The 25,898-nt window shown below is 65.5% G+C and carries 24 protein-coding genes and 6 tRNA genes; 11 read left to right on the top strand and 19 right to left on the bottom strand.

Annotation, left to right across the window (positions count from 1 at the left end):
- The first annotated feature begins 29 nt into the window (after positions 1 to 29).
- The 4 genes from glpK to metR all read left to right on the top strand — a co-directional run bounded on the left by glpK (position 30) and on the right by metR (position 5,226).
- Positions 30 to 1,538, top strand: coding sequence for a glycerol kinase GlpK (gene glpK / locus RCF34_RS10480; RefSeq protein WP_308708092.1), 1,509 nt, complete (start codon positions 30 to 32; stop codon positions 1,536 to 1,538).
- A 169-nt stretch (positions 1,539 to 1,707) separates the two neighbouring features.
- Positions 1,708 to 2,472 (top strand): DeoR family transcriptional regulator, encoded by a 765-nt coding sequence (locus RCF34_RS10475; RefSeq protein WP_308708091.1) that lies wholly within the window; start codon positions 1,708 to 1,710, stop codon positions 2,470 to 2,472.
- A gap of 156 nt (positions 2,473 to 2,628) precedes the next feature.
- The gene (gene glpD / locus RCF34_RS10470; protein ID WP_308708090.1) at positions 2,629 to 4,158 is read left to right on the top strand and encodes a glycerol-3-phosphate dehydrogenase; all 1,530 of its coding nucleotides are present in this window, start codon (positions 2,629 to 2,631) and stop codon (positions 4,156 to 4,158) included.
- Between the two features lie 150 nt (positions 4,159 to 4,308).
- Positions 4,309 to 5,226, top strand: a complete 918-nt coding sequence (gene metR, locus RCF34_RS10465; RefSeq protein ID WP_308708089.1) for a transcriptional regulator MetR — start codon at positions 4,309 to 4,311, stop codon at positions 5,224 to 5,226.
- Between the two features lie 24 nt (positions 5,227 to 5,250).
- Here the strand turns inward: metR and RCF34_RS10460 are convergent, their stop codons facing one another.
- Entirely contained in the window at positions 5,251 to 5,511 is a 261-nt protein-coding gene (locus RCF34_RS10460) for a type B 50S ribosomal protein L31 (protein WP_133859431.1), read from the bottom strand.
- A 397-nt stretch (positions 5,512 to 5,908) separates the two neighbouring features.
- On the opposite strand from RCF34_RS10460, the gene RCF34_RS10455 reads away from it, so the two are divergent.
- Genes RCF34_RS10455 through RCF34_RS10440 form a run of 4 tightly spaced genes read left to right on the top strand, consistent with a single transcriptional unit; the run spans position 5,909 to position 10,903 of the window.
- Positions 5,909 to 7,681, top strand: a complete 1,773-nt coding sequence (locus tag RCF34_RS10455; RefSeq protein ID WP_308708088.1) for an N-acetylglutaminylglutamine amidotransferase — start codon at positions 5,909 to 5,911, stop codon at positions 7,679 to 7,681.
- A gap of 13 nt (positions 7,682 to 7,694) precedes the next feature.
- Positions 7,695 to 9,434: an N-acetylglutaminylglutamine synthetase gene (ngg, locus tag RCF34_RS10450; protein ID WP_308708087.1), complete on the top strand. Its 1,740-nt coding sequence runs from the start codon at positions 7,695 to 7,697 to the stop codon at positions 9,432 to 9,434.
- Positions 9,431 to 10,618 carry an osmoprotectant NAGGN system M42 family peptidase gene (locus tag RCF34_RS10445; protein WP_308708086.1) on the top strand — a complete coding sequence of 396 codons (1,188 nt, stop codon included), beginning with the start codon at positions 9,431 to 9,433 and terminating at the stop codon, positions 10,616 to 10,618. Before ngg ends, RCF34_RS10445 begins: the two co-directional genes overlap by 4 nt.
- Positions 10,619 to 10,672: 54 nt before the next feature.
- Positions 10,673 to 10,903 carry a YheU family protein gene (locus RCF34_RS10440; protein WP_308708085.1) on the top strand — a complete coding sequence of 77 codons (231 nt, stop codon included), beginning with the start codon at positions 10,673 to 10,675 and terminating at the stop codon, positions 10,901 to 10,903.
- A 15-nt stretch (positions 10,904 to 10,918) separates the two neighbouring features.
- Here the strand turns inward: RCF34_RS10440 and RCF34_RS10435 are convergent, their stop codons facing one another.
- The 13 genes from RCF34_RS10435 to RCF34_RS10375 form a co-directional block, all read right to left on the bottom strand.
- Positions 10,919 to 11,248 (bottom strand): YnfA family protein, encoded by a 330-nt coding sequence (locus RCF34_RS10435; protein ID WP_077173228.1) that lies wholly within the window; start codon positions 11,246 to 11,248, stop codon positions 10,919 to 10,921.
- Positions 11,242 to 12,384 (bottom strand): GNAT family N-acetyltransferase, encoded by a 1,143-nt coding sequence (locus RCF34_RS10430; protein ID WP_308708084.1) that lies wholly within the window; start codon positions 12,382 to 12,384, stop codon positions 11,242 to 11,244. The genes RCF34_RS10435 and RCF34_RS10430 overlap by 7 nt, the downstream gene beginning before the upstream one ends.
- Positions 12,385 to 12,518: 134 nt before the next feature.
- Positions 12,519 to 12,594, bottom strand: a tRNA-Glu gene (locus tag RCF34_RS10425).
- A 34-nt stretch (positions 12,595 to 12,628) separates the two neighbouring features.
- Positions 12,629 to 12,704: transfer RNA gene (locus tag RCF34_RS10420), tRNA-Ala, on the bottom strand.
- 40 nt (positions 12,705 to 12,744) lie between these two features.
- Positions 12,745 to 12,820, bottom strand: a tRNA-Glu gene (locus RCF34_RS10415).
- Positions 12,821 to 12,854: 34 nt separating this feature from the next.
- Positions 12,855 to 12,930: transfer RNA gene (locus RCF34_RS10410), tRNA-Ala, on the bottom strand.
- A gap of 40 nt (positions 12,931 to 12,970) precedes the next feature.
- Positions 12,971 to 13,046: transfer RNA gene (locus RCF34_RS10405), tRNA-Glu, on the bottom strand.
- 41 nt (positions 13,047 to 13,087) lie between these two features.
- Positions 13,088 to 13,163: transfer RNA gene (locus RCF34_RS10400), tRNA-Ala, on the bottom strand.
- 99 nt (positions 13,164 to 13,262) lie between these two features.
- On the bottom strand, positions 13,263 to 14,141 hold the full coding sequence (locus RCF34_RS10395) for a ParB/Srx family N-terminal domain-containing protein (protein WP_308708083.1): 879 nt from the start codon (positions 14,139 to 14,141) through the stop codon (positions 13,263 to 13,265).
- Positions 14,142 to 14,211: 70 nt separating this feature from the next.
- A complete protein-coding gene (locus RCF34_RS10390; protein ID WP_308708082.1) occupies positions 14,212 to 15,333 on the bottom strand; it encodes a beta-ketoacyl-ACP synthase III in 1,122 nt (373 codons plus the stop codon).
- A 72-nt stretch (positions 15,334 to 15,405) separates the two neighbouring features.
- The gene (locus tag RCF34_RS10385) at positions 15,406 to 16,395 is read right to left on the bottom strand and encodes a DctP family TRAP transporter solute-binding subunit (RefSeq protein ID WP_308708081.1); all 990 of its coding nucleotides are present in this window, start codon (positions 16,393 to 16,395) and stop codon (positions 15,406 to 15,408) included.
- 187 nt (positions 16,396 to 16,582) lie between these two features.
- Positions 16,583 to 16,714: a hypothetical protein gene (locus RCF34_RS10380; RefSeq protein WP_308708080.1), complete on the bottom strand. Its 132-nt coding sequence runs from the start codon at positions 16,712 to 16,714 to the stop codon at positions 16,583 to 16,585.
- Between the two features lie 57 nt (positions 16,715 to 16,771).
- Entirely contained in the window at positions 16,772 to 17,011 is a 240-nt protein-coding gene (locus tag RCF34_RS10375; RefSeq protein ID WP_133859439.1) for a DUF2789 domain-containing protein, read from the bottom strand.
- A gap of 139 nt (positions 17,012 to 17,150) precedes the next feature.
- Here RCF34_RS10375 and cprA point away from each other — a divergent pair, with 139 nt between their 5' ends.
- Positions 17,151 to 18,302 carry a cationic peptide resistance protein CprA gene (gene cprA, locus RCF34_RS10370; RefSeq protein WP_308708079.1) on the top strand — a complete coding sequence of 384 codons (1,152 nt, stop codon included), beginning with the start codon at positions 17,151 to 17,153 and terminating at the stop codon, positions 18,300 to 18,302.
- Positions 18,303 to 18,344: 42 nt separating this feature from the next.
- Here the strand turns inward: cprA and RCF34_RS10365 are convergent, their stop codons facing one another.
- A complete protein-coding gene (locus RCF34_RS10365) occupies positions 18,345 to 19,283 on the bottom strand; it encodes a bestrophin family protein (protein ID WP_374941174.1) in 939 nt (312 codons plus the stop codon).
- 283 nt (positions 19,284 to 19,566) lie between these two features.
- On the opposite strand from RCF34_RS10365, the gene RCF34_RS10360 reads away from it, so the two are divergent.
- Positions 19,567 to 20,205, top strand: coding sequence for a DsbA family oxidoreductase (locus RCF34_RS10360; RefSeq protein WP_308708078.1), 639 nt, complete (start codon positions 19,567 to 19,569; stop codon positions 20,203 to 20,205).
- On the opposite strand, the gene RCF34_RS10355 is transcribed toward RCF34_RS10360, so the two are convergent.
- Positions 20,202 to 20,741, bottom strand: a complete 540-nt coding sequence (locus RCF34_RS10355) for a peptide deformylase (protein ID WP_308708077.1) — start codon at positions 20,739 to 20,741, stop codon at positions 20,202 to 20,204. The genes RCF34_RS10360 and RCF34_RS10355 overlap by 4 nt on opposite strands.
- 60 nt (positions 20,742 to 20,801) lie before the next feature.
- Between RCF34_RS10355 and RCF34_RS10350 the strand changes: the two genes are divergently transcribed.
- Entirely contained in the window at positions 20,802 to 21,992 is a 1,191-nt protein-coding gene (locus RCF34_RS10350) for a serine hydrolase domain-containing protein (RefSeq protein WP_308708076.1), read from the top strand.
- On the opposite strand, the gene RCF34_RS10345 is transcribed toward RCF34_RS10350, so the two are convergent.
- From RCF34_RS10345 to pepN, 3 genes are all read right to left on the bottom strand, one after another.
- The gene (locus RCF34_RS10345; protein ID WP_308708075.1) at positions 21,980 to 22,123 is read right to left on the bottom strand and encodes a hypothetical protein; all 144 of its coding nucleotides are present in this window, start codon (positions 22,121 to 22,123) and stop codon (positions 21,980 to 21,982) included. The genes RCF34_RS10350 and RCF34_RS10345 overlap by 13 nt on opposite strands.
- A gap of 140 nt (positions 22,124 to 22,263) precedes the next feature.
- A complete protein-coding gene (locus RCF34_RS10340; protein WP_308708074.1) occupies positions 22,264 to 22,872 on the bottom strand; it encodes a hypothetical protein in 609 nt (202 codons plus the stop codon).
- Positions 22,873 to 23,251: 379 nt separating this feature from the next.
- Positions 23,252 to 25,891, bottom strand: coding sequence for an aminopeptidase N (pepN, locus tag RCF34_RS10335; protein WP_308708073.1), 2,640 nt, complete (start codon positions 25,889 to 25,891; stop codon positions 23,252 to 23,254).
- Positions 25,892 to 25,898 lie beyond the last annotated feature (7 nt).

Raw genomic sequence — 25,898 nt, 5'->3', positions numbered from 1 at the left:
CGCCGCGAATCACAACAAGGAACAAGACCATGACCGACCAGAACAAGCAGTACATCGTCGCGCTCGACCAGGGCACCACCAGTTCGCGCGCCATCGTGCTGGACCGTAACGCCAATGTGGTGACCATCGCCCAGCGCGAATTCGCGCAGATCTATCCGCAGGCCGGCTGGGTCGAGCACGATCCCATGGAGATCTGGGCCACCCAGAGCGCGGTGTTCGTCGAGGCGCTGGCTCAGGCCAGCATCAGCAACGAGCAGATCGCCGCCATCGGCATCACCAACCAGCGCGAAACCGCCATCGTCTGGGACAAACTCACCGGTCGTCCCATCTACAACGCCATCGTCTGGCAGAGCCGCCAGAGCACCGCGATCTGCGACCAGCTCAAGCGCGATGGCATGGAAGACCATATCCGCAAGACCACCGGCCTGGTGATCGACCCCTATTTCTCGGGCACCAAGATCAAGTGGATCCTCGACCACGTCGAAGGCAGCCGTGAGCGCGCCCGCCGCGGCGAGCTGCTGTTCGGCACCGTGGACACCTGGCTGATCTGGAAGATGACCCAGGGCCAGGCCCACGTCACCGACTACACCAACGCCTCGCGCACCCTGCTGTTCGATATCCACAAGCTCGAGTGGGACGCCACCATGCTCGAGGTGCTGGACATCCCGCGCGAGATGCTGCCGGAAGTGAAGTCCTCCTCCGAAGTCTACGGCCAGGCGCACCTGGGCAGCGGCCAGACCACCGGTATCCCGATCGCCGGTATCGCCGGCGACCAGCAGGCGGCCCTGTTCGGCCAGATGTGCGTGGAGCCGGGCCAGGCCAAGAACACCTATGGCACCGGCTGCTTCCTGCTGATGAATACCGGCGAGAAGGCGGTACAGTCCCAGCACGGCCTGCTGACCACCATCGCCTGCGGTCCCCGTGGCGAGGTCAACTACGCCCTGGAAGGCGCCATCTTCAACGGTGGCTCCACCGTCCAGTGGCTGCGCGACGAGCTCAAGGTGATCAATGACTCCCTGGACTCCGAGTACTTCGCCACCAAGGTGACCGATAGCAACGGCGTCTACCTGGTCCCGGCCTTCACCGGCCTGGGCGCGCCCTATTGGGATCCCTATGCCCGCGGCGCGCTGTTCGGCCTGACCCGCGGCGTCAAGGTGGACCACATCATTCGCGCCACCCTGGAATCCATCGCCTTCCAAACCCGCGATGTGCTGGACGCCATGCAGCAGGATGCCGGCGAAGCCCTGAAGTCCCTGCGCGTGGACGGTGGCGCCACCGCCAACAACTTCCTCATGCAGTTCCAGTCGGACGTGCTCGGCACCCGGGTCGAGCGACCGGAAATGAAGGAAACCACCGCCCTGGGCGCGGCCTACCTCGCGGGTCTCGCCACCGGCTTCTGGAGCAGCCTGGACGAGTTGCGCAGCAAGAGCACCATCGAGCGCGTGTTCGAACCGGCTTGCGACCCGAGCAAGAGAGATACCCTGTACAAGGGCTGGAAGAAGGCCGTCGAGCGTACCCGCGGCTGGGCGCTGGACTGAGCCGAATCCGACCGGAAGGCGGCCGACGATTGCCAGGCCGCCTTCCGGACGCCCCCCACCAGGCCGGCGTCTTCCGACGCCGGTCTTGCTTTGCGCGACAAGCGCTTTCCACCTTGAAAGAGCTACGGCATCCTCTGTGAATTTACTCGATCACCTCAAGGAAGCCGTAATGAGCCTGGCGCCTCGCCAACAGCAGATTCTCGAACTGGTCCGTGAGCGCGGCTACGTCAGCATCGAAGAGCTGGCCCAGCATTTCTCCGTCACCCCCCAGACGATCCGCCGCGACATCAACCAGCTCGCCGAAGCCGGGCTGCTGCGGCGCTACCACGGGGGGGCCGCCCACGACTCCAGCGTGGAAAACACCGAATACAGCATGAGAGCCGGGCAGATGCGCGAGGAAAAGCGTCTGATCGCCGAAGCCGTGGCCGCGGCCGTACCCGACCATGCCTCGCTGTTCATCAACATCGGCACCACCACCGAGGCCATCGCCCATGCCCTGCTCGGGCATCGCAGCCTCAAGGTCATCACCAACAACCTGCACGTGGCCAACATCCTCAGCGCCAAGGACGACTTCGACGTGCTGATCGCCAGCGGCAAGGTACGCAGCGACGGCGGCGTGGTGGGCCAGGCCACCGCCGATTTCATCAAGCAATTCAAGGTCGACTACGCCCTGGTGGGCATCAGCGGTATCGACGAAGACGGCACCCTGCTGGACTTCGACTACCAGGAGGTCTGCGTCTCCCAGGCCATCATCCATAACGCCCGCCAGGTGTTTCTCGCCGCTGACTCCAGTAAGTTCGGCCGCAACGCCATGATCCGCCTGGGCAGCCTGGAACAGATCGACCAGCTGTTCACCGAGCAGGAACCCTCTCCGACCTTCGCCCGCTGCCTGCGGGAATGGCAGGTCAAGGTGGAAGTGGCGCGCCCGCGCTGACCTTCCAGGGCGACGACCATTCGTCGCCTGACCTCTCTCTATATTCGTTTTTTTTCGTTTTAGTGGTCTGAAGACACGGACCTGGCTAGAACCTGAGTTTTTGCTGGGCTATTATGTTCGAAACCGAATAATTATGTTCGTTTCACAGGAGGCACCATGGCCCAGGCACCCACTGCAACTCCCCGGACTTACGATCTCGCCGTCATCGGCGGTGGCATCAACGGCGTAGGCATCGCGGCCGATGCAGCCGGTCGGGGGCTGTCGGTGTTTCTCTGTGAACGGGACGACCTGGCGAGCCATACCTCGTCCGCCAGCAGCAAGCTGATCCACGGTGGCCTGCGCTACCTGGAACATCACGAATTCCGCCTGGTACGCGAAGCCCTCGCCGAGCGTGAGGTGCTGCTGGCCAAGGCGCCCCATATCGTCAAGCCGATGCGCTTCGTCCTGCCCCATCGCCCGCACCTGCGCCCGGCCTGGATGATCCGTGCCGGTCTCTTCCTTTATGACCACCTCGGCAAGCGCGAAAAGCTGCCAGGTTCCCGTGGCCTGAAGTTCGATGCCCAGGGGCCGCTCAAGGCCGAGATCAAGCGCGGCTTCGAATACTCCGATTGCTGGGTGGATGACGCCCGCCTGGTGGTACTCAACGCCATGCAGGCGCGCGACAAGGGCGCCGACATCGTCACCCGCACCCGCTGCGTCAGTGCCCGTCGCGTCGAGGGTCACTGGGAGGTCGAGGTCGAGGGTCCCCAGGGCCGCCAACAGATCCGCGCCAAGGGCCTGGTCAATGCCGCCGGTCCCTGGGTCGCCAGCTTCATCCGCCAGGACCTGCAGCAGAAGTCGCCCTATGGCATCCGCCTGATCCAAGGCAGCCACGTCATCGTGCCCAAGCTGTACGAAGGCGAGCAGGCCTACATCATGCAGAACGAAGACCGCCGCATCGTCTTCGCCATCCCCTACCTGGGCCAGTACACCATGGTGGGTACCACGGATCGCGAGTACCAGGGCGATCCGGCCAAGGTGACCATCACCGACCAGGAAATCGACTACGTCCTCGGGGTGGCCAACGCCCACTTTCGCAAGCAGCTCAGCCGCGACGATGTCCTGCACACCTTCTCCGGTGTCCGTCCGCTGTGCGACGACGAATCGGACAACCCCTCCGCCATCACCCGCGATTACACCCTGTCCCTGGCCGAAGAACAGGGCGCGCCGCTGCTGTCGGTGTTCGGTGGCAAGCTGACCACCTACCGCAAGCTCGCCGAGTCGGCGATGGCGCAGTTGCAGCCTTTCTTTCCCCAGTTGGGCAACAGCTGGACCGCGTCGGCGCCGCTGCCCGGTGGTGAGAACATGACCACGCCCCAGGCGTTGACCCGCGAATTGCTGGACAAGGTCAGTGGGCTGACCCCGGCCCTGGCGCAGCGCTGGGCGACTACCTACGGCAACCGGGTCTGGACCCTGCTGGGTGACGGGCGCTCGGTGGAAACGCTGGGCAAGGTGATTGGTGCCGACCTGTACGCGCGGGAAGTCGAGTACCTGCAGCAATACGAGTGGGTCACCAGCGCGGATGACGTACTCTGGCGGCGGACCAAGCTGGGCCTGGTGTTCACCGACGCCGAACGGGCTGCCTTGGAAGACTTTCTGGTGCATTCGGAACCGGCCCAGGCGACCAAGGACAGCAACGCGGCCTGAGGGCGATGCTGACCTGTCCCCGGGCAGGCGAACTGCTCGGGGACAATCGGTTCATCAATCGCATTGGACTCTGCAACGGCTGGCGTGGCGAAGGATGGTCAGCACCATGAAAAGTCTTCATGATGCGGCTTTATCCTCAGCGCCGGCGCCATGTTCGAACTTCGTCACCTGAAAACCCTGCATGCACTCCGTGAATCCTCCAGTCTGGTGGAAGCCGCGGAGCGGCTGCACTTGACCCAGTCCGCCCTCTCCCATCAGTTCAAGGAACTGGAAGAGCGCCTGGGTACCCCGCTGTTCATCCGCAAGACCAAACCCATCCGCTTCACCAGTGCCGGCCTGCGGCTGTTGCAGACCGCTGACGCGGTGTTGCCGCATCTGCGCAGTGTCGAGCGGGATCTGGCGCGGCTGGTCGGAGGGACGGCAGGCCGCCTGCACATGGCCATCGAATGCCACAGCTGCTTCCAGTGGCTGATGCCGACCATCGACCAGTTTCGTGATTCCTGGCCGGAAGTGGAGCTGGACCTGGCCTCCGGCTTTTCCTTCGCGCCCCTGCCGGCCCTGGCGCGTGGCGATCTGGACCTGGTGGTGACAGCCGATCCGGTGGACCTCTCGGGCGTCACCTACGTGCCGCTGTTCACCTACGAGGCCCTGCTGGCGGTAGCCAATCAGCATTCGCTGGCGCAACGGACCTATATCGTGCCCGAGGACCTCGCTCAGGAGACCCAGATCACCTATCCGGTGGAGCGCGATCGGCTGGATATCTTCACCCGCTTCCTCGATCCGGCGGACGTCGAACCGCTGTCGATACGCACGGCGGAGATGACGGTGATGATGCTGCAACTGGTGGCGTCGGGGCGTGGCGTCTGCTGCCTACCCAACTGGGCGATCCACGAGTACAGCTCCCGTGGCTACGTGACGGCGCGGCGGCTGGGCGAGAAAGGGCTCTATGCGACGCTCTATGCGGCGATCCGCGAAGACATGCTGGAGGCGCCCTTCATGCAGGACTTCCTGCTGACCGCCAAGGACACGTCCTTCGCCACCCTCGAAGGGGTCAGCAGCGCGCGATGAGCCGGCGCGCTGCTCGCGAGGGGCTTACTTGCTGTTGCCGCCCGGGAAGCCGGCGAACTTCTTGTTGAAGCTCGAAACGCGACCTTCGACCTTCATCTGACGCTGCTCGCCGGTGTAGATGGGGTGGGAGGCGCTGGACACATCGAGGCTGATGTAGGGATAGGTCTCACCCTCGTATTCCTGGGTGCGGTCGCTCTCGGCAGTGGAGCGAATCAGGAAATAGGTGTCCGACGTGGTGTCATGGAACAGCACAGGACGGTAGTTGGGATGGATACCGGGTCTCATGAAGTCTCTCCTGATCTGAGGCACCGACGACAGGATGTCTTCGGCACACACGCTAAAGATACATTATAACATATTTATGCCTGTTGGACAGCTACACCTGTGACGGTGACGGCAGCCACGGCCATTCGCATGGAACCATCCGCCGCGCCCGGGGCTCGTAACCTGAGGCCCTGACCGGCGGCATCCTACCCTCTCTGAGACCTGCTGTCGGTCGCTGCGTGCGTTCAGACCTGGAGCGCCAGACAGACGACCTGTCCGCCCCACGTCTCCCGCGCGCACAGCGCCCCCGCATTGGCTTCTCAAGGATGGCGAGAAGTCCACACGCATTGGATGCGCACGCCGGGTTCGGGACTGAACTCACCGCGCCGCATCCCAAGGATTCAAGAGGCACAGCACCATGTGCGGCATCGCCGGAGAGCTTCGTTTCGATCGTCAACCTGCATCCATCAGCGCGGTGGAGCGCATCACCCACCGCCTCGAACAGCGCGGCCCCGACGCCTGGGGTTTCCATAGCCAGGGGCCGGTCGCCCTGGGCCATCGGCGGCTGAAGATCATGGATCTGGCGGAAGCCTCGGGCCAGCCCATGATCGAGCCGGAGCTGGGGTTGTCGATGGTGTTCAACGGCGCCATCTACAACTACCCGGAACTGCGCAGCGAGCTGGAAGCCAAGGGTTACAGCTTCCACTCCGGCGGCGATACCGAGATCCTGCTCAAGGCCTATCATGCCTGGGGCAGGGACATGCTGCCCAAACTCAATGGCATGTTCGCCTTCGCCATCTGGGAGCGTGACAGCGGCCGGCTGTTCATCGCCCGGGATCGCCTGGGGATCAAGCCGCTGTATCTATCCTTCACCGACAAGCGCCTGAGATTCGCTTCCAGCCTGCCCGCCCTTCTGGAAGCCGGAGACATCGACACTCGCATCGATTCGGTCGCGCTCAACCACTACCTGAACTTCCACGCCGTGGTGCCAGCGCCGCGCACGATCCTGCAGGGCGTGCAGAAGCTGCCGCCGGCGACCTGGATGACCGTGGATGCGTCTGGCCAGCAGCATCAGGAGACCTGGTGGAACCTGGACTACGGCCCCCGTGAAGACGAGCGCCGCTACACCCTGGACGACTGGGCCGAGCGCGTCCTGCACGGCCTCAAGGACGCCGTCGCGATCCGCCAGCGAGCGGCGCGCGAGGTCGGCGTGCTGCTCTCCGGCGGGGTGGACTCCAGCCTGCTGGTCGGCCTGCTGCACGATTCGGGAGTGAAGGACCTGCTGACCTTCTCCATCGGCTTCGAGGATGCGGGCGGCGAGCGTGGCGACGAATTCCAGTATTCCGATCTGATCGCCAATCACTACGGCACCCGCCATCACCAGCTGCGCATCGCCGAGGATGAGATCATCCAGCAGCTGCCACGCGCTTTCTCGGCGATGAGCGAGCCGATGGTGAGCCACGACTGCATCGCCTTCTATCTGCTGTCACGCGAGGTCTCCAAGCACTGCAAGGTGGTACAGAGTGGCCAGGGCGCGGACGAACTCTTCGCTGGCTACCACTGGTATCCCCAGGTGCATGGCGCCGCCGATCCCTTCGCCGCCTATCGTGCCGCCTTCTTCGACCGCGACTATGCCCAATACGCTGCCACCGTGCAGGCGGGGGTGCGCCTGGAGGAAGACGCCGCCGAGGCCTTCGTCCGCCAGCACTTCGCCAAGCCGGGCGCCAGCGCCGGCGTTGACAAGGCCCTGCGTCTGGACAGCACCGTGATGCTGGTGGATGACCCGGTCAAGCGGGTCGACAACATGACCATGGCCTGGGGCCTGGAAGCCCGGGTGCCCTTCCTCGACTATCGCCTGGCCGAACTCTCGGCGCGCATTCCCGCCGAATTCAAGCTGGGCGACGGTGGCAAGCAGGTCCTCAAGGCCGCCGCGCGCAAGGTCATCCCCCAGGAGGTGATCGACCGGCCCAAGGGCTATTTCCCAGTGCCGGGCCTCAAGCACCTGGAAGGCAACACCCTCAACTGGGTACGAGAGCTGCTGCTGGACCCCAGCCAGGATCGCGGCCTGTTCGACACCGCGGAGATCGATCGCCTGCTGACCAATCCGGCGGACCGCATCACGCCCCTGCGTGGCTCGAAGCTCTGGCAACTCGCCGCGCTCAACCTCTGGCTGAGCGAACACGGACTGTGAGGGTGCAAGACGCATGAAAGCGACCAGCTACAACCAGCGCCTCCAGCGTGCCCAGACGCCCTCCTACGAACGGCTGCAGGCGCGCCTGGCGGAAGGCGACCATCCGACCTCCCAGCCGCTCTGCCTCCATTGCGGCTGGGGACGGCTGCTCGTCGGCCACACCTATCCCGATCCCGCCAGTCTGGCCAAGGAACTGCTCACTGAAACGCCGGGCGAGCGCGATATCGCGCTCTATGTGGCCGCGCCCCACCAGGTGCTGGCCCAGGCACCCCAGCAACTGTTCCTCGACCCCAGCGATACGCTGCGGGTCTGGTTCAGCGACTATCGCCCGGCGCGCCGGATCTATCGCGGCTTCCGTATCCGCCGCGCCTGCTCCGCGCAGGATTGGAACGAGATCAACCGGCTCTATCAGCAGCGGCACATGCTGCCCGTCGACACGGAGCGGCTGACGCCCCGGCACAAGGGCGGCCCGGTCTACTGGCTCGCAGAGGATGACGATAGCGGCGCCATCATCGGCTCGGTGATGGGCCTCAATCACGTCAAGGCCTTCCAGGATCCCGATGGCGGCTCCTCGCTGTGGTGCCTGGCCGTCTCGCCCGAGTGCAGCCGACCCGGCGTCGGCGAGGCGCTGGTTCGCCATCTGATCGAGCACTATGCCAGTCGCGGCCTGGCCTATCTGGATCTGTCGGTGCTGCATGACAATCTGCAGGCCAAGCGGCTCTACGACAAGCTGGGATTCCGGCCGCTGCAGACCTTCGCCATCAAGTGCAAGAACGGCATCAACCAGACGCTGTTCCTCGGTCCCGGGCCAGCGGCCGAACTCAATCCCTATGCGCGCATCATCGTCGACGAAGCCCTGAGGCGTGGCATCGAGGTGCAGGTTGATGACGCCGAAGGCGGCCTCTTCACCCTGATCCAGGGCAACCGTCGTATCCGCTGCCGCGAGTCCCTGACCGACCTCACCTCAGCGGTCACCATGACCCTCTGCGCCGACAAGGTGCTGACCAGCCGTACCCTGGCCCGCGCCGGGCTGAAGGTCCCTGAGCAGCAACTGGCAGGCAGCGACGAAGACAACGCCGCCTTCCTGGAGAAGCATGGCGCCCTGGTGGTCAAGCCGGTCAATGGCGAGCAGGGCAAGGGTGTGGCCGTGGATATCCGCGACGCCGAACACCTCGCCACCGCCATCCAGGCGGCGCAGCGCCATGACGATCGCGTGTTGCTGGAGAGCTTTCACCAGGGTCTCGATTTGCGGGTAGTGGTCATTGGCCACGAGGTGGTGGCCGCCGCCATTCGCCGGCCGGCAGAAATCGTCGGCGACGGTCAGCACAGCGTCAGGGACCTGATCGAGGCCCAGAGTCGCCGTCGTCAGGCCGCCACCGGCGGCGAGTCGCGCATCCCGGTGGACGAGGAAACCGAACGCGCCATCCGCGGTGCCGGTTACGAGTGGGACAGCGTGCTGCCCGCCGGCACCCACCTGGCCGTGCGCAAGACCGCCAACCTGCACACCGGCGGCATCCTGGAGGACGTCACCGACAGCCTCCATCCGGTGCTGGCCGATGCAGCCATCCAGGCGGCCCGGGCGCTGGACATCCCGGTCACCGGCATGGACCTGCTGGTGCCTGCCGCCGATTCGCCCGACTACGTCATCATCGAAGCCAACGAGCGACCGGGCCTGGCCAATCACGAGCCGCGCCCCACCGCCGAACGCTTCATCGACCTGCTGTTCCCGCTCTCCCGGGAGGTTCCGCTATGAATCACTTGCCCGAGCCCGATCTGGATTACCTGCGCAAGGTCCTGCTGGACATGCTGGCGATCCCCAGCCCTACGGGTTTCACCGATACCATCGTCATGTACGTCGCCGAACGGCTCAACGAACTCGACATCCCCTTCGAACTGACCCGCCGCGGCACCATCCGCGCCACCATCAAGGGCCACAAGGAGAGTCCCGACCGGGCCGTGTCCGCGCACCTGGACACCATCGGCGCCATCGTCCGCGAGATCAAGGACAACGGTCGCCTGGGCCTGGCGGCCGTGGGCCACTGGTCGAGTCGCTTCGCCGAAGGCAGCCGCGTCAGCCTGTTCACCGATGACGGCACCCTGCGAGGGAGCGTGCTGCCCCTGCTGGCCTCCGGCCACGCCTTCAACACCGAGATCGACAAGATGCCGGTGACCTGGGACCACATCGAGCTGCGGCTGGACGCGGTGACCAAGAGTCGCCACGAGACCGAGCAGCTGGGCGTGCAGGTCGGCGACTTCGTCGCCTTCGATCCACTGCCCGAGTTCACCGACAGCGGCTACATCAGCTCGCGCCATCTGGACGACAAGGCCGGCGTCGCCGCCCTGCTCACGGCCTTGAAGATGCTCAAGGAGACCGGCCAGACCCCGCCGATCGACTGCCACCCGCTGTTCACCATCACCGAGGAGGTGGGCTCGGGCGCCGCCGGCGCCCTGCCCTGGGACGTCAGCGAATTCGTCGGCATCGACATCGCCCCGGTGGCTCCCGGCCAGCGATCCGACGAGCACCGGGTCAGCGTGGCCATGCAGGACTCCGCCGGCCCCTACGACTATCACCTGTCGCGACACCTGCTGCGCCTGGCGCAACGCAACGACATCCCGGTGCGTCGCGACCTGTTCCGCTACTACTACAGCGACGCCCACTCGGCGATCAGTTCCGGCCAGGACGTGCGGGTCGCCCTGCTGGCCTTCGGCTGCGACGCCACCCACGGCTACGAGCGCACCCATATCGTCAGCCTGGCGGCGCTCAGCCAGCTGCTGACCGGCTACATGCTCAGCCCGCCGGTGTTCGACAGCGATGCCCAGCCGGCCGACAGCTCGCTGGACCGCTTTGGTCACCAGCTGCTGCCGGAAGACACCCAGATGGACAACCAGACGCACCTGCCGCCGCTGGAGGTGGTCGTCGGCGACGGCAGCAAATAGCGTTCGATCAACGCGCCTGGGGTATCCTGGGCGCCTTTTTCCAGGCACATCCCCATGATCATCCCCCACGACCAGCTCGCTGCCGCCACCCTCGACAACCTGCTGGAAGACTTCGTCACCCGCGACGGCACCGACAACGGTGACGAGACGCCCCTGGCGACCCGTACCCAGCGCGCTCGGCGCGCGCTGGAAACCGGCGAAGCCGTCATCCTCTTCGACCCGGACAGTGCGCTGTGCCAACTGGTGCTGCGCCGCGACGTCCCCGCCGAACTGCTGAACGACTAGCGCGTCTCGCGCCTGTCAGGCACTGCCGCGCGGCGCCAGCAGGATCACCAGCGCCCCCGCCACGCAAAGCAAACCACCCGCCAGATCCGTCCAGGTCGGCCGGATGCGCTCGACCAGCGCCAGCCAGCCCAGCGAGGCCACCACGTAAATGCCGCCATAGGCCGCATAGGCGCGCCCGGCGTAGGCCGCCTCGATACGGGTCAGCAACAGGGCGAAGAGCACCAGGCTGGCAAGCCCGGGCGCTATCCACCAGGGACTGCGATCCAGCCGCAGCCAGAGCCAGAAGGCATAGCAGCCGGCGATCTCGAACAGCGCCGCCAGCAGGAACCAGAGATAGTTCAGCATGGGGCCGCGCCGTCGTCCTGGCGATAGGGCAAGGCCTCGGCGGCCCGCCGTGCATAGGCCTGGACGCCATCGCGCTCCTGGTCGAGAAACTCCGCCACCGCCGCCCTCAGGCCCGGATGCACCAGGTAGTGCCAGGAGCGGGTCAGGGTCGGCTCGAAGCCGCGAATCAGCTTGTGCTCGCCCTGGGCGCCCGCATCGAAGCGCTGCAGTCCTTCGGCGATGGCGTACTCGATGCCCTGGTAGAAACAGGTCTCGAAATGCAGCTGATCGAATTCCTGCAGGCAACCCCAGTAACGACCATAGAGGGTGTCACCGTCCTTGAGATAGAACGCCATGGCCACCGGCCGACCGCCCTGGCGGACCAGGACCACCCGAATCGCCTCGGGCAGCCGCTCGGCCAGCAGACTGAAGAAGGCGCGGGTCAGATAGGGATCCTGGCCGCGCACCTCGTAGGTATTGGCATAGCAGGCATAGACGAAATCCCACTCCGCTTCGCTCAGCTCACCGCCCCGGCACCATTCGAAGCTCACCCCGAGCCCGGCGACCTGATCACGCTCCTTGCGCAGCTGCTTGCGTTTGCGCGAGGTCAGGGCCGCGAGGAAATCGCCGTAGTCGCCGTAGCCGCGATTATGCCAGTGGAACTGGCAACCAAGCCGCGCCAACCAGCCTTCGCGATCCTGGAGCAGGGCATCGGCCTTGGGATCGGTGAAGTTGACGTGCAGACTGGAGAGCTCCAGACCGGCCAGGCTGCCGGTGGTGGCGTCGAGCAAGGCCGCGCAGGCGGCCGGATCGCCCAGCAGGCGTGCGCCCTGCACCGGCGAAAAGGGCACGGCGGCCAGCAGCTTGGGGTAGTAGTCGATCCCGGCACGGCGGCAGGCATCGGCCCAGGCCCAGTCGAAGACGTATTCGCCATAGGAATGCGTCTTCAGATAGGCCGGCATCGCGGCCCGCAGGTGCCCCTGCTCATCCTTGAGGATCTGGTGCGCCGGCTGCCAGCCGGTCCCCTGCCCCAGGCTGCCACTGTCTTCCAGGGTAGAGAGGAATTCATGCCGCAGAAAGGGCTGGTCGTCCGCCAGCAGCGCGTTCCACTGGACGGCAGGCATTTGGGCCAGGCTGTAGAGATACTCGACGATCATCCTACTCCCCTTGCTTGGACTCGGCCTACAGGTCTAACACAGATGAGTACCCGGACGGGCACCTGTGAAAGACTCTGGCGGCTCGCTTTCGTGCGGGCGAAAAAAAACCGCCGTGAGGCGGTTTCCTTCGAGTGTGGCGTCCCCTAGGGGACTCGAACCCCTGTTACCGCCGTGAAAGGGCGGTGTCCTAGGCCACTAGACGAAGGGGACGTTACCCTGGTGCGATCCTTGCGGATCACGAATTTGGTGGAGCTAGACGGGATCGAACCGTCGACCTCTTGCATGCCATGCAAGCGCTCTCCCAGCTGAGCTATAGCCCCAAGTACAGCATCTTGCCACGCCTGGGATGCGTGACCGATATGGCGTCCCCTAGGGGACTCGAACCCCTGTTACCGCCGTGAAAGGGCGGTGTCCTAGGCCACTAGACGAAGGGGACGTTACCCTGGTGCGATCCTTGCGGATCACGAATTTGGTGGAGCTAGACGGGATCGAACCGTCGACCTCTTGCATGCCATGCAAGCGCTCTCCCAGCTGAGCTATAGCCCCAAGTACAGCATCTTGCCACGCCTGGGATGCGTGACCGATATGGCGTCCCCTAGGGGACTCGAACCCCTGTTACCGCCGTGAAAGGGCGGTGTCCTAGGCCACTAGACGAAGGGGACGAAACCCTCTACCGATTCCCCCCGAAGGCGAAACCGAAATTTGGTGGAGCTAGACGGGATCGAACCGTCGACCTCTTGCATGCCATGCAAGCGCTCTCCCAGCTGAGCTATAGCCCCGTCGGTCAGGACGGGGCGCATGTTAAGAGCCCCGGCCTCCCCTGTCAACACCAATAAGAAAAAAACCTGCTAGTAACAGACACTTAAGCCGGAAAACGGCTAGATCGCCCGCGACAGGGCCGCCCGCTGGGCGCGGGCCGCCAGCAGGTAGGTGAACTTGCCGTCGCTGGCGGACAGCTTGCGCAGCACCTTCTTGTCCAGGGCCCGATAGCCACCCATCTCCAGCGCCGTACGCCCCGAGCTGCCGATCAGCATGCCGGGGTTGGCCACCATCAGCCGGGCAGCCTGCTCCACCGCCTTGGCGTAGCTCTTGCGATCGTCGAGATCGTAGCCCTGCAGGGGCAACAGCATGCGCAGCCACTCGGCCCAGTAGAACTCGAGGAATTCCGACGGCAGCACCCGACCGTCCGGCGTACGCGGCTTGTCGTAGCCGATCTGGCGGGCGAAATAGACCAGGGCGCGATAAGGATCGTCGGCCATGGCGGTGAGCCCCAGGGTTTCCGGGAGCTGTTCAGGCAGGATCGGGCGGCCCTGGGGGTCCTTGAGCCAGGCCTTGCGCTCGTCGAGCAGGCGAATCCAGAACTCGGCCATGCTCGCAGCACCACTGAAGTCGTCGGTGACCCTGACCCATACCGAGGTTTCCGGGCCACCGCCGGGATGTTCCCAGAAGGCGGAAAAAGTGTGGTGGCCATCGGTGAGATAGAGCTGCCGTCCGGGCCCTATGACGACGGTCTTCATTTCATCCGGACAGCTACCCGGCGGCCGTACCCCGAGGGCATCGCCGGCCGAACGCAGACTGGTGCTCGGCTGGAAGCCACCACTCAGGTGCTGGCCGTTGGCTTCGCAGTAGTCGTCGAACAGCTTGCGCCGGTCGCAGGCGTACTTGCCAAGCTTGTACAGCACCTGGTCGTGGCCGATCGCGGGCTGGGTGGGGCGCAGCTGACGCAGCTGGACCTGAAGCAGGCTTCCTGGCGGCACGGGGTCTCCCTATATCAAGAGGTCTTCCCAGGTCCGACAACGGTCATCCCGGGAAGACTCCTGCCGTCGATCAGACCTTGCGTAGCACCACGCTGCCGATGGAATAGCCGGCGCCGAAGGAGCTGAGCACGCCCAGGCTGCCACTGGCCAGATCCTCGTGGTGCAGATGCATCGCGATGACCGAACCGGCCGAGCTGGTGTTGCCATAGGTGTCGAGGATGACCGGAGCTTCGCCAGACTCGGGCTCGCGGCCCAGCAGACGCTTGACGATGAGCTGATTCATCGCCAGGTTGGCCTGGTGCAGCCAGAAGCGCGAGACCCGCTCGACGGGGATGTCCAGTTCGGCGAGGTGATTGGCGATCAATTCGGCCACCAGTGGGCAGACCTCCTTGAACACCTTGCGCCCTTCCTGGACGAACAGCTTGTCCGGGTGGGTCATGCCCTCCTCCGCCGCGCGGTTGAGGAAGCCGAAGTTGTTGCGGATGTTGTTGGAGAACTGGGTGAACAGCCGGGTCCCGAGGATCTCGAAGCGATGCGCCGAGGTCGCTTGGTCGGCGCGCTCCACCACCAGGGCGGTGGCCGCATCGCCAAAGATGAAATGGCTGTCGCGGTCGCGGAAATTCAGGTGGCCGGTGCAGATCTCCGGATCTATCACCAGCACCGCCCGCGCCTGGCCCAGTTGCACGGCGTTGGCCGCGGTCTGCAGGCCGAAGGTCGCCGAGGAGCAGGCGACGTTCATGTCGAAGCCGTAGCCCTGGATTCCCAGCGCGGCCTGCACTTCGATGGCTACCGCCGGATAGGGGCGCTGCAGGTTGGAGCAGGCGACGATGACGCCGTCGATGTCGGCGGCCGTCCGCCCGGCGCGCTCCAGGGCCTCGCGCGCCGCGGCGACACCCATCTCGCAGAGGATCGAGGGCTCGTCGTTGGAACGTTCGGGGATATGCGGCACCATGCGCGCCGGATCGAGGATGCCGGCCTTGTCGACCACATGGCGGCTGCGGATGCCGGAGGCCTTCTCGATGAAGGCGGCGCTGGATTCCGGCTGGGGCGCCAGGCTGCCCTGGGCGATGGCGTCGGCATGCTCGGCATTCCACTGGCCAGCCCACTGATTGAAGGACGCAACCAGTTCGTCGTTGGAAATGCTTTCGGGCGGCGTATAGAGCCCACTACCGCTGATGACCGCGTGCTGCACGGCTATTCCTCTTGTTGTCGGGATGACGCCGTGCCAGTTTGCCGCAAATCCGGGGTGGACGCCCGTGCAATCTCAGCGCCGATTGGCGGCCTCGGCGGCGCGCAGGACGTCGCTGCCCACTTCACTTTCGTACCGCTTGATCAGGGGCGCCACCGCCGCGCGCCAGGCATCGCGCTCGGCCGCCGTCGGCACCAGGATCTTGCTGGTATTGGCCGCCGCCACCCGCTCGCGCGCCTTGGCGTTGATGGCTTCGGCATCGCGGTTCACCGATTGGGAGACCTCGTCGAGGATGGCCTCCAGCTCGCTGCGGATCTCGAAGGGCAGCCCGTTCCAGAAGGCGGGGTTGGTGATGAGCATATAGGTGAGGAAGCTGTGATTGTCCTCGACGATATAGGGCTGCACGGTATTGATCTTCTGCCCCAGCAGATTCGACCAGGGATTCTCCGCGCCCTGGACCTTGCCGGTGCGCAGGGCGTCGTAGACCTGGGCGAACGGCAGCTTGACCGCCTGGGCGCCCAGTTGCTGGTAATAGGCCGCCAGGACATCGGAGGACTCGACGCGGAAGGTCAGGCCCTTGAGGTCGGCGGGGACGTGGATTTCCCGCGTGGCCGAGAGCTGCCGGCCACCGTTGTTCCAGTAGGCCAGCCCGGTGATACCGTGGGGGACCAGGCTGCCCAGCAGTTCGCGACTCTTGTCGCGCCGCTGGAAGCGCTTGACCGCCTCGATGTTGTCGAACAGAAAGGGCAGATCGTAAACCTTGAGCGGCTTGGCCAGGGCATTGAGCTTGGAAACCGAGGGCGCCAGCAGCTGGACCCGGTTGCTGCGCAGGGCCTCCAGTTCGTCGGCATCGCCCACCAGGCTGGAGTTGGGATAGACCTCGATCCTGACCTTGCCGGCCAGCCGTTCCTGCACCAGCTTCTGCACCTGCAGGGCACCGCGGCCCTTGGGCGTATCGTCCGTCACCACATGGGCGAACTTGATGACGATGGGTTCGGCCACAGCGAAGGGCATGGCCAGAGCGATAAGCGAGCCGGCCACGGTGGCGAAGAAGGTCTTGATCATGGGATTCCCTGCGTTGAACGATCCGTCGGATCGCCTGCGCGACCCCGGTCGCGATGCGGGCGCGACGCAATTACCTTAGCAGTCGCGGCGGGAAGGGCTGGTCAACGGAGGAAAACGGCACGACGAGTGTGCAAGAAAGCCAGATCAGGGGTAGGGGTGGCGCCGCCGAAACGGCGCCAAGAAACCATCAGGGCGAGATGGGATCGCTCGCGGGAAAGGTTTCCTCGACGGATTCGTCGAGCTGTTCCTCGCTCACCTCTTCTTCATCGTCGGCGACGGGCGGATCGTTGGGCTGCTGCTGGGCATGGACGGCATTCATGGCAAGTCTCCGGACATGGAAGGGTCTGCAGGGCTGAATGCTTCCAGCCCTGTAGGTTTAGTCATGACTATGCAGACGGACGTTCAGCTCGTCGACGATCGGCGCCCAATCGGCGTCTCCCATGATCTCGTCCTTGAGAAAAGCCTTCTGCGCCGGCGACCAGAAGTCGGCTTCGGATACCTTGACCGCGTCGGGCAGCGGGGAGTGGCTGGCGATGAAGTCATCGATGGCAGCCGGATCGGAGTCCAGGCCCAGTTGCTCGAAGAGGGTCGTCAGATCGTGAACGGGAAGTTCCATGGGGGTCTCCAGGCGGTTGTCGGTCGTTACGCTCAGGTATCTAGAAAGACGCCGGCCTTGAGGGGTTCCCCAGCCTTAATAAATCCTTCAGCGTCGAGCCCTAAGGTAAGCCCACGTTTCGCCAACCAGGGCCTCTGCCATGTCGCTTCCCGTCTCTTCCATCCCATTCACCGCCGCGCCGCGCCGCATCCTCGTTACCGGTGCCACCGGCTTTCTCGGCGGTGCCGTCACCCTGCGTCTGCTGGAGCTGGGCCATGTCGAAGGGCTGAGATTCCTGGTCCGTGCCGCCACCCCGGCGGAGGGCCTGGAGCGTCTGCTGCAGAACCTTCGCGTCCATGACATCGACGAGCGCCTTGCCGCCCTGCTCAAGCCCGAACAGATTCTTTGTGGCGACCTGCTCGACACTCACTGGATCGAAGCCGCCAAGCCGCTCCTGCGGACGCTGGACGAAGTCATCAACTGCGCGGCGGTGGCCTCTTTCTCGCGCAATCCGAAGATCTGGCCGGTCAACGTCGAGGGCACCTTCGCCCTGGCCGAGGCGTGCGCCCAGTCGCGGCGACTGAAGCGCTTCCTGCACGTCAGCACCGCCATGGCCTGCGGTCCGCAGCGCCAATCGCCGGTCGCCGAGACCTGGGATTTCCCCGAACCGGACCAGCAGCTGGTGGACTACACCGCCTCCAAGGCCGCCATCGAACTCAAGTTGCGCAACGAGTTGCCGCTGCTGCCGCTGGTGGTGGCGCGCCCCTCCATCGTGGTGGGTCATCGTCGTTCGGGCTGCAAGGCGTCGGGCAGCATCTTCTGGGTGTTCCGCATGGGCTTCGCCCTGGAACGCTTCACCTGCGGCCTCGATGAGCAGATCGATGTCATTCCGGTGGACTACTGCGCCGAAGCCCTGGTGGAACTGGCGCTCAAGCCCAAGCTGAACTACAGCCTGTACCACATCTCCGCAGGCAACGCCGGCGCCTGCACCTTCGGCGAAATCGACGAGGCCTATGCCGGTGCCATGGGCGACGCTCCGGTCGGCGAGCGCTATCGCCAGGTGGACAGCGCCGACCTCAAGGAGCTGGCCGCCGACTTCAACGAACGCATCGGCCCGGCCAATCCGCGCCTGGTGCTGCGGGCGCTCAAGCTGTACGGCGGGTTCGCCGATCTGAACTACCTGTTCGACAACCAGCGTCTACTCGACGAAGGCATCGCCGCCCCGCCACGCTTCACCGACTACCTGGATGTCTGCGTGCACTCCTCGCGCGACATCAGCATCCCGGCGCAGATGCAGTGGGACTTCAAGTAACGCCCGGGCCCGGTGCGGGCACTTGCCGGCACCGAGCCCTGCTCAGACGGAATCCTTCTCTGGCGAACTCAGCCGCGAATCCCGCACGATCTCGCTGACCGAGGCGTACCCCCCGCGGGCATCGCGCAGCATGGTGCGCAGGTTGCCCTCGATGGTGTTGCAGATGGTGCCCATGGTGATCTGGTGCCGACTGCGCTGGAAGGGATTCTGCAGGTCCGTACCGACCTTTTCCATGGCCAGGAAGATGAAGCCCACCACGGTGGAGGCCAGCGGTGTGTACCACTCCAGGCTCTCCACCAGGCCGATGGGCATGAGCACGCAGAACAGGAAGATGAACAGCCGCGGGAAGTTCACGTAGGGATAGGGCAAGGGCGTGTTGGCGATGCGCTCCATGCCACCCTGCCAGTTGGACATGTCGACGAAGGTGGCTTCCAGGCGCTCCAGGCGAATGCTGTCCAGCCGACCGGCGCGGTATTCCAGGGCGATCAGGCTGGAAGAGCCGCTCAAGATGGCGTTGGCGAAGTTGTTGGTTTCCTTGCGCATCGCCCACTCCTCCTTGCCCAGGTAGGTGCGGACTTCCTTGGGCAACGGGTCACCGCTGAGCTGGCAGGCCAGGCAGCGGACATAGGCGAGATGGCGCTCGATGAGCACCGTCTTGATGGCGTTGAAGTGCTCGTCGCCATCATCGATGAGCGACAGTACCTGCCGGGCGAAGCTGCGCGAACTGTTGACCATGCCGCCCCACAGGGTGCGCGCCTCCCACCAGCGCTGATAGGCACTGGTGTTGCGGAAGCTGGTCAGCACGATCAGCGCCGAACCGATCAGGGTCAGGGGAATGGTGGGCAACTGCGCCCGCTGGTCGACGAAGAGCATGTAGTCGACGGTGACGGCGATATCCCACAGCAACAGCCAGAAGACCGACCAGCCGACGTAAGTGAAGGTTTGCCGAAGGAATGTCAGGATGCGGTGGAAATAGCCCACGATGATAGTCCTTAGCGCGTGAAAGAAGGGGTGCCGCCATAGGAACCTGGGGTCGGAAACAGGTTCAAGGCAAGCGTCTGGAGCGCGGATCGCCGCTCAATTCACGTAATTGACCGGTGGCGATTCCGTTTCCGGATATGAAGAGCTATCCGCTCGCAGGCTGCTGGCTTTCGCGGCCGCAGGACCTGACCGGTGCCCGATTGCCCAGGGATATCGGCCGCTTCACCGAACATCCGCGCCCGGGTGCGGTCCGACGGACACCATGCCCTTCCGGAGCACTGCCATGACCGCCATCCCGCGCGTTCGTCTGGATGTCTGGAGCGATTACGTCTGCCCCTTCTGCTACCTCGAGCTGCCCCAGCTGGCGCGTCTACAGGAGGAATTCGGCGACCAGCTGGCCATCGAGTGGCATGCCTTCGAATTGCGTCCCGAACCCACGCCCACCCTCGATCCCGCCGGTGACTACCTGCGCCGGACCTGGGATCGCGCCGTCTATCCCATGGCGGCGGAGTACGGCATGGTGCTGCGCCTACCGCCCGTGCAACCGCGCAGTCGCCTGGCGCTCGAGGCGGCGGAATTCGCCCGCGAGCACGACCGTTTCGACGCCTTCCACCTGGCGGTCTTCCAGGCCTTTTTCGTAGAGGGGCACGATATCGGTGAGCTGGACGTCCTGCTCGAGCTCGCGCGGCGCAGTGGTCTGGACAGCCAGGCGTTGAAGGCCAGTCTTGCCCGGGGCGATCACACCGACGTGGTGCTGCATGCCGAGGATCGCGCCGAAGCCCTGGGCATCACCGCGGTGCCGACGCTACTGCTGCGCTCCGCCGGGGCGCCCGTCGAAGAGGCTCAGGCGCTGGATGGCGCGGTGCCCTACGCCCAGTTGGCGGTGGCCGTCAGGGCGCAGCTGGAGACTGCCGGCGCCTAGCGCTGGGCGTCCGGCGTCAGGTCGGGGAACAGCACCTCGGTAAAGCCGAAGCGGGCGAAGTCCTGGATCCGCGAGGGATAGAGTCGCCCGATCAGGTGATCGTATTCGTGCAGGACCACCCGTGCATGAAACCCCTCGGCTTCCTGGTCGACGGCGCGGCCGTCGCCATCCACGCCACGATAGCGGATCCGCCGTGGCCGCGGCACCTCGCCGCGCAGTCCCGGGATCGACAGGCAGCCTTCCCAGCCCAGCTCTTCGCGGGCGTCCAGCACCTCGAGCCGCGGATTGATCAGTACCTGCAGCGGCACCGGAGCGGCCTCGGGATAGCGGGCATTGCGCTCGAAGCCGAAGACCATCAGTTGCAGATCCTCGCCGATCTGGGGCGCCGCGAGGCCCACGCCACCGGCGGCGGCCATGGTGTCGAACAGGTCCTGGATCAGGCCGTGCAGCTCGGGCGAGCCGAAGCGCTCGGCCGCCACCGGCGGCGCCACCCGCAGCAGGCGCGGATCGCCCATCTTCAAAATGTCGCGAATCATGCGAGGATTCCTCCTTTTGGCCGGTCCAGCCGCCGGCGTTTCGCCAGGAGCTTAAACCAGATGTCTTCCCTACTGCTCGCCAGCGCACTCGGCCTCGGCCTGAGTACGCCCCTCGCCCAGGCCGAGGACGCCACCCTCGCCGCCCGCCTGGATCCGATCTTGGAACGCGCCATCGCCCAGCAGCATATCGTCGGGACCGTGGTCATGGTCGCCCGCCAGGGCCGGGTGGTGTACCAGCGCGCGGCTGGCTTCGCCGATCGCGAAGCCCAGCGGCCGATGCGCGAAGACCAGCTGTTTCGCTTCGCCTCCCTGACCAAGCCGCTGGTGGCCGTGACGGCCTTGCGACTGGCGGACCAGGGACGCCTGGATCTGCAGGCCCCGGTCAGTCGCTACCTGCCCTACTTCACCCCGCAGCTGGCCGATGGCACCCCGGCCGTCCCCACGCTGGCGCAGCTGCTCAGTCATACTGCCGGCCTGCACTACGGCTTCGGCGAAGACGCGAACGGTCCCTATCACCGCGCCGGGGTCTCCGACGGCCTGGATGGCGCGCCCCTGACCCTGGAAGAAAACCTCCGGCGCCTGGCGGGCGTGCCTCTGGACTTCAAGCCGGGCACCCAGTGGCGCTATTCCCTCGCGCTGGACGTGATGGGCGGCGTGCTGGCGGCCGCGACCGGGCAGCCCCTGCCCGAGGTCGTCCAGCAGGAGGTGGCCGCACCGCTGGGCCTGCACGATCTGAGCTTCCACGTCAGCGATGCCGGGCGCCTGGCCACGGCCTATCGCGACGGCTATCCGCGCCCCGAGCCCATGAGCGAGCCCTATCTGCTGCCCATGCCCAAGGGCGGCATTCTCTATTCGCCGGCGCGTGCCCTTTCGGCGCAGGCCTTTGCCTCGGGCGGCGGTGGCATGCAGGGCAGCGCGGGCGACTATCTCGCCTTCCTGGAAGGGCTCCGCCAGGGCAAGCTGCTCAAACCGGCCAGCCAGCGCCTGATCATGGAAGACCAGATCCCGGGGCTGCAACGCGACGATGCACCGGGCTGGGGCTTCAGCCTGGGCGCGGCGGTACTGCGCGATGCCCGGATGGCCAGGACCCCGCAGACGCCCGGCACCCTGCAGTGGGGCGGCGTCTACGGCAATGCCTGGTTCATCGATCCAGCGCGGGAGCTGAGCGTGGTGATCCTGACCAATACCGCGATCGCCGGCATGAGCGGGCCCTTCCCCGAAGCCATCCTCGCCGCCCTCTACCGCGACTGAGCCGCCTCCGGGCGGTCCTGTAGCGCCTGCAGCTGCTCCTGCAGCGCGACAGGCTCGTGCTGCAGGGCCTGGTAGCTGTCGGTAAGGGCATCGGTATCGATGAACACCTGCTCGATGAATTCCTTTTCCACCGGGGTCCGCGACGGCTTCGCCCGTTCCTCTTCGAGGCTTTCGCGCAGGGTCTAGGGGCAGGCCGCGCCGACGGTTGCGCAGCGCGACAGAGGCGACGGTTGAGGGGATGGCCGGTGAGCCAGGAGCCGCACACCACCGCTCAGAGGGAAGAAGGCGCACCCGCGTCAGTCGAATGCCGGGACGCCGAATCCGCCTTGCGGCTGGGCTGGACCTCGGCCAGCAGAGCATCACGCTCCTGGCGCATCTGGGCGAGGCTGGTCTGGGTCCGGGTCAGCTCTTCCTGCAGGCGTTGGGCGTGGGCTTCGGAGGCGCGCAGCTCGCGATTCTGCGCGCGCAGGCCGGTCACCACCTTGTGCGCCCGGGTCAGCCGCATGACCATGTTGTCCACCTTGAGCTCCAAGGCTTCGCGGTGCGACAGCAGCTCCTCGACATAGGGGTCGTCGCTCTTCTTCCACTCGGGATAGTTCGCGTCGTACACCTCTTCCGGTCCCTCGTCGAAGAGGTCGACGTTGCGGTTCGCCGCAGGGCCGGTGCTGGCAGGCAGTGGTGGTGGAATGTCGGCAGGCAGGCTGTCCACCGCGTCGGACACCGGAGGTGCCTGCTCCTCGCCGCTGGCGTCCTCGACCTTGGCCGCGGCGTCGCCGGCGAAATGACGCTGCCACAGGAGCAATACCACCAGGGCGATCAGCAGGATATTGCACAGGGTTATCAGGACGAATCCCCAATCCATCAGCTGTGCATGACTCATCTGCCGCTCCGCGCTCTTCCGGTGATTAGGGCCTGGGTGCCGTTCGAAACACCCTGCCCACCCTGTCGGCGGCGGCGCTTCATTCTGCAGCTGATTTGAATACAACTGACCGCCTAAAGCATTTCCAGCAGCCAAGCGGCGCCAGAGTGGGGACGAGTCGCCAGGCATGGGGCCTGCGCCGCCTTTCCGCGGGCGGGGCCAGGGGCTGTGGCTGCAGGGAAAAGCGGGACGAAAAAAAGCCCGACGCGGGGCGTCAGGCTTTGCAGCAGCGGGCCATGTTGGGCTTCGCGGGGCTCAATCCCAACCTACCTATGCCTCGGTAGGTTGAGTCGAGACGCCTCTATCGTCGACGCCCAACAAGGAGCGCTCCCGAGCAGACCTACGCCAGGCTCTTGCTCACCACCTCGTAGACGTCGCTGGACAGTTCGCCGCTGGCCAGGATGCGCTCCAGCTCGGCGCGCATCAGTGCCTGGCGCGCGGGACCGTACTTCTTCCACCGGGTCAGGGGCGTGAGCAGGCGCGACGCGATCTGCGGATTGAGGCGGTTGAGGCTGATGATCTGGTCGGCCAGGAAGCGATAGCCGCTGCCATCCTCGGCGTGGAAATTGACCAGGTTGGCGTTGGCGAAGGCACCGATCAGCGCCCGCACCTTGTTGGGGTTCTTCAGGGTGAAGACCGGGTTTTCCATGAGTGCCTGGACGCGGGCCAGACCGCCCGGCAGGGGACTGGAGGCCTGGACGCTGAGCCAGGTGTCCATCACCAGCGGATCGGCCTTGAATTCCTCGTAGAAGCGCGCCAGCACCTCCGCCTTCTCCTGCTCGAAGCCGGAGTTGACCAGGCCGCTCAGCGCGGCCAGGCGCTCGGTCATGTTGTCGGCGTGTTCGAACTGCTCCAGGGCGGCATCGCGGGCTTCCGGCTCTTCCAGCAGCATGAGGTAGCCCAGGGCGGCATTCTGCAGGCTGCGGCGGGCGATATGGTCGGCGCTGGCCTGGTAGGGCGTGGCGCGGGAGGCTTCGCGGGCACTGCGATAACGCTGCCAGAGCACGTCGCGCAGGGCTTCGGCGATAGCCCGGCGCGCCTGGCGACGAGCGCCGTGGATGGCACAGGGATCGGCCTGCTCGGATAGCTCCACCAGATAGGCCTCGGACGGCAGCGACAGCATCTCGGCGACCATGGCCGGGTCGAGGGACTCGTCCGCGGCCACGGTACGCAGGGCCTCCACCAGCCGGGTGTCCAGCGGCTCGCCAGCGATCATGCCCTGCAGCACCTGCACGGCCAGCTGCTGGCCGGCATCCCAGCGATTGAAGCCGTCGCTGTCGTGCTGCATGAGGAAGGTCAGCTGCTCGCGACTGTAGGGAAAGCTGAGCTTGACCGGGGCGGAGAAGCCACGCAGCAGCGACGGCAGCGGTTGCTCGGGCACGTCGACGAAGGTGAAGGTCTGCTCGGCCTGGGTGACCGACAGCACTCGGTCGGTACCCTGGGCAGTACCCTCACCTTCCAGGCGCAGCGGCAGGTCGCGGCCCTGGCCGTCCAGCAGACCGAGCTGGACCGGGATGACGAAGGGCTCCTTGGTCGGCTGACCTGGCGTAGGTGGGCAGCTCTGGCGGAAGGTCAGGCGATAGGTCCTGGCCGCCGCGTCGTAGTGCTCGCTGACCGCCAGGCGTGGCGTGCCGGACTGGCTGTACCAGCGCTTGAACTGGCTGAAGTCGGCGCCGTTGGCGTCTTCCAGGGCCTTGATGAAGTCGTCGCAGGTCACCGCCTGTCCATCGTGGCGCTCGAAGTAGAGATCGGTGCCCTTGCGGAAGCCGTCCGCGCCCAACAGGGTGTGCAGCATCCGCACCACCTCGGCGCCCTTCTCGTACACCGTCAGGGTGTAGAAGTTGGAGATCTCGATGAAGTGATCCGGGCGCACCGGGTGGGCCATGGGGCCGGCGTCCTCGGCGAACTGGTTGGTGCGCAGGAAGGCCACGTCCTCGATGCGCTTGACCGTCGGCGAATTCATGTCGGAGCTGAAGCCGGCGTCGCGGAACACGGTGAAGCCTTCCTTGAGCGACAGCTGGAACCAGTCGCGGCAGGTCACGCGGTTGCCCGACCAGTTGTGGAAGTACTCGTGGGCGACGATGGCCTCGACGCGCTGGTGGGCGGCGTCGGTGGCGGTGCGCGGGCTGGCCAGCACGGCGCTGGAGTTGAAGATGTTGAGCCCCTTGTTTTCCATGGCGCCCATGTTGAAGTCGTTCACCGCGACGATCATGAAGATGTCCAGATCGTATTCGCGGCCATAGACCTCCTCGTCCCAGCGCATGGACTTCTTCAGGCTGTCCATGGCGTGCTGCAGCTTGCCGATGTTTTCCGGCTCGACGTAGATGCGCAGGGCCACGTCGCGGCCGCTGCCGGTGCGGTAGCTGTCTTCCACGGACCAGAGGTCACCGGCCACCAGGGCGAACAGATAGGCCGGCTTGGGGAAGGGATCTTCCCAGGTCGCCCAGTGACGACCGCCCTCGGCGTCGCCACTGGCCACGGGATTGCCGTTGGAAAGCAGGATCGGGTACCTGGCCTTGTCGGCCTCCACCGTGGTGGTGAAGACGCTCATCACGTCCGGCCGGTCCAGGTAGTAGGTGATCTTGCGGAAGCCCTCGGCCTCGCACTGGGTGCAGAACATGGTGCCGGAGACGTACAGCCCTTCCAGGGCGGTATTGCTTTCCGGATGGATGCGCACCGAGGTCTTGAGCACGAAGGTCTCTTCCTGCGGCTGCAGGGTCAGGCTGCCCGCCTCGACCTGGTAGTCGCCAGCCGCCAGGGTCTGGGCGTCCAGCGCCACCGCCAGCAGTTCCAGCTCCTCACCGTGCAGCACCAGCGGCGGCAAGCCCGCGCCACGCGTCGGGTTGCGCTGCAGGCGCAGCTCGGCATGCACCAGGGTCTGGTCGTCATGCAGCTCGAAGCGAAGGCGGGTTTCCTCGATGAGGTACTCGGGCGCCTGGTAGTCCTTCAGGTAGATGGTCTGGGGCTGGTCGGTGCGCATGGCTTAC

It is taken from the genome of Pseudomonas sp. 102515 (genome assembly GCF_031085165.1).
GTDB lineage: Bacteria > Pseudomonadota > Gammaproteobacteria > Pseudomonadales > Pseudomonadaceae > Chryseomonas.
Note: the sequence above shows the minus strand (reverse complement) of the source record. Positions and strands in the feature narration are given on the sequence as shown.

Bases quoted from the DNA above. Each gene is read 5' to 3' on its own strand.
- glpK (WP_308708092.1), top strand. From the start codon at position 30: ATGACCGACCAGAACAAGCAGTACATCGTCGCGCTCGACCAGGGCACC.
- RCF34_RS10475 (WP_308708091.1), top strand. From the start codon at position 1,708: ATGAGCCTGGCGCCTCGCCAACAGCAGATTCTCGAACTGGTCCGTGAG.
- glpD (WP_308708090.1), top strand. From the start codon at position 2,629: ATGGCCCAGGCACCCACTGCAACTCCCCGGACTTACGATCTCGCCGTC.
- metR (WP_308708089.1), top strand. From the start codon at position 4,309: ATGTTCGAACTTCGTCACCTGAAAACCCTGCATGCACTCCGTGAATCC.
- RCF34_RS10460 (WP_133859431.1), bottom strand. From the start codon at position 5,511: ATGAGACCCGGTATCCATCCCAACTACCGTCCTGTGCTGTTCCATGAC.
- RCF34_RS10455 (WP_308708088.1), top strand. From the start codon at position 5,909: ATGTGCGGCATCGCCGGAGAGCTTCGTTTCGATCGTCAACCTGCATCC.
- ngg (WP_308708087.1), top strand. From the start codon at position 7,695: ATGAAAGCGACCAGCTACAACCAGCGCCTCCAGCGTGCCCAGACGCCC.
- RCF34_RS10445 (WP_308708086.1), top strand. From the start codon at position 9,431: ATGAATCACTTGCCCGAGCCCGATCTGGATTACCTGCGCAAGGTCCTG.
- RCF34_RS10440 (WP_308708085.1), top strand. From the start codon at position 10,673: ATGATCATCCCCCACGACCAGCTCGCTGCCGCCACCCTCGACAACCTG.
- RCF34_RS10435 (WP_077173228.1), bottom strand. From the start codon at position 11,248: ATGCTGAACTATCTCTGGTTCCTGCTGGCGGCGCTGTTCGAGATCGCC.
- RCF34_RS10430 (WP_308708084.1), bottom strand. From the start codon at position 12,384: ATGATCGTCGAGTATCTCTACAGCCTGGCCCAAATGCCTGCCGTCCAG.
- RCF34_RS10385 (WP_308708081.1), bottom strand. From the start codon at position 16,395: ATGATCAAGACCTTCTTCGCCACCGTGGCCGGCTCGCTTATCGCTCTG.
- RCF34_RS10380 (WP_308708080.1), bottom strand. From the start codon at position 16,714: ATGAATGCCGTCCATGCCCAGCAGCAGCCCAACGATCCGCCCGTCGCC.
- RCF34_RS10375 (WP_133859439.1), bottom strand. From the start codon at position 17,011: ATGGAACTTCCCGTTCACGATCTGACGACCCTCTTCGAGCAACTGGGC.
- cprA (WP_308708079.1), top strand. From the start codon at position 17,151: ATGTCGCTTCCCGTCTCTTCCATCCCATTCACCGCCGCGCCGCGCCGC.
- RCF34_RS10360 (WP_308708078.1), top strand. From the start codon at position 19,567: ATGACCGCCATCCCGCGCGTTCGTCTGGATGTCTGGAGCGATTACGTC.
- RCF34_RS10355 (WP_308708077.1), bottom strand. From the start codon at position 20,741: ATGATTCGCGACATTTTGAAGATGGGCGATCCGCGCCTGCTGCGGGTG.
- RCF34_RS10350 (WP_308708076.1), top strand. From the start codon at position 20,802: ATGTCTTCCCTACTGCTCGCCAGCGCACTCGGCCTCGGCCTGAGTACG.
- RCF34_RS10340 (WP_308708074.1), bottom strand. From the start codon at position 22,872: ATGAGTCATGCACAGCTGATGGATTGGGGATTCGTCCTGATAACCCTG.
- pepN (WP_308708073.1), bottom strand. From the start codon at position 25,891: ATGCGCACCGACCAGCCCCAGACCATCTACCTGAAGGACTACCAGGCG.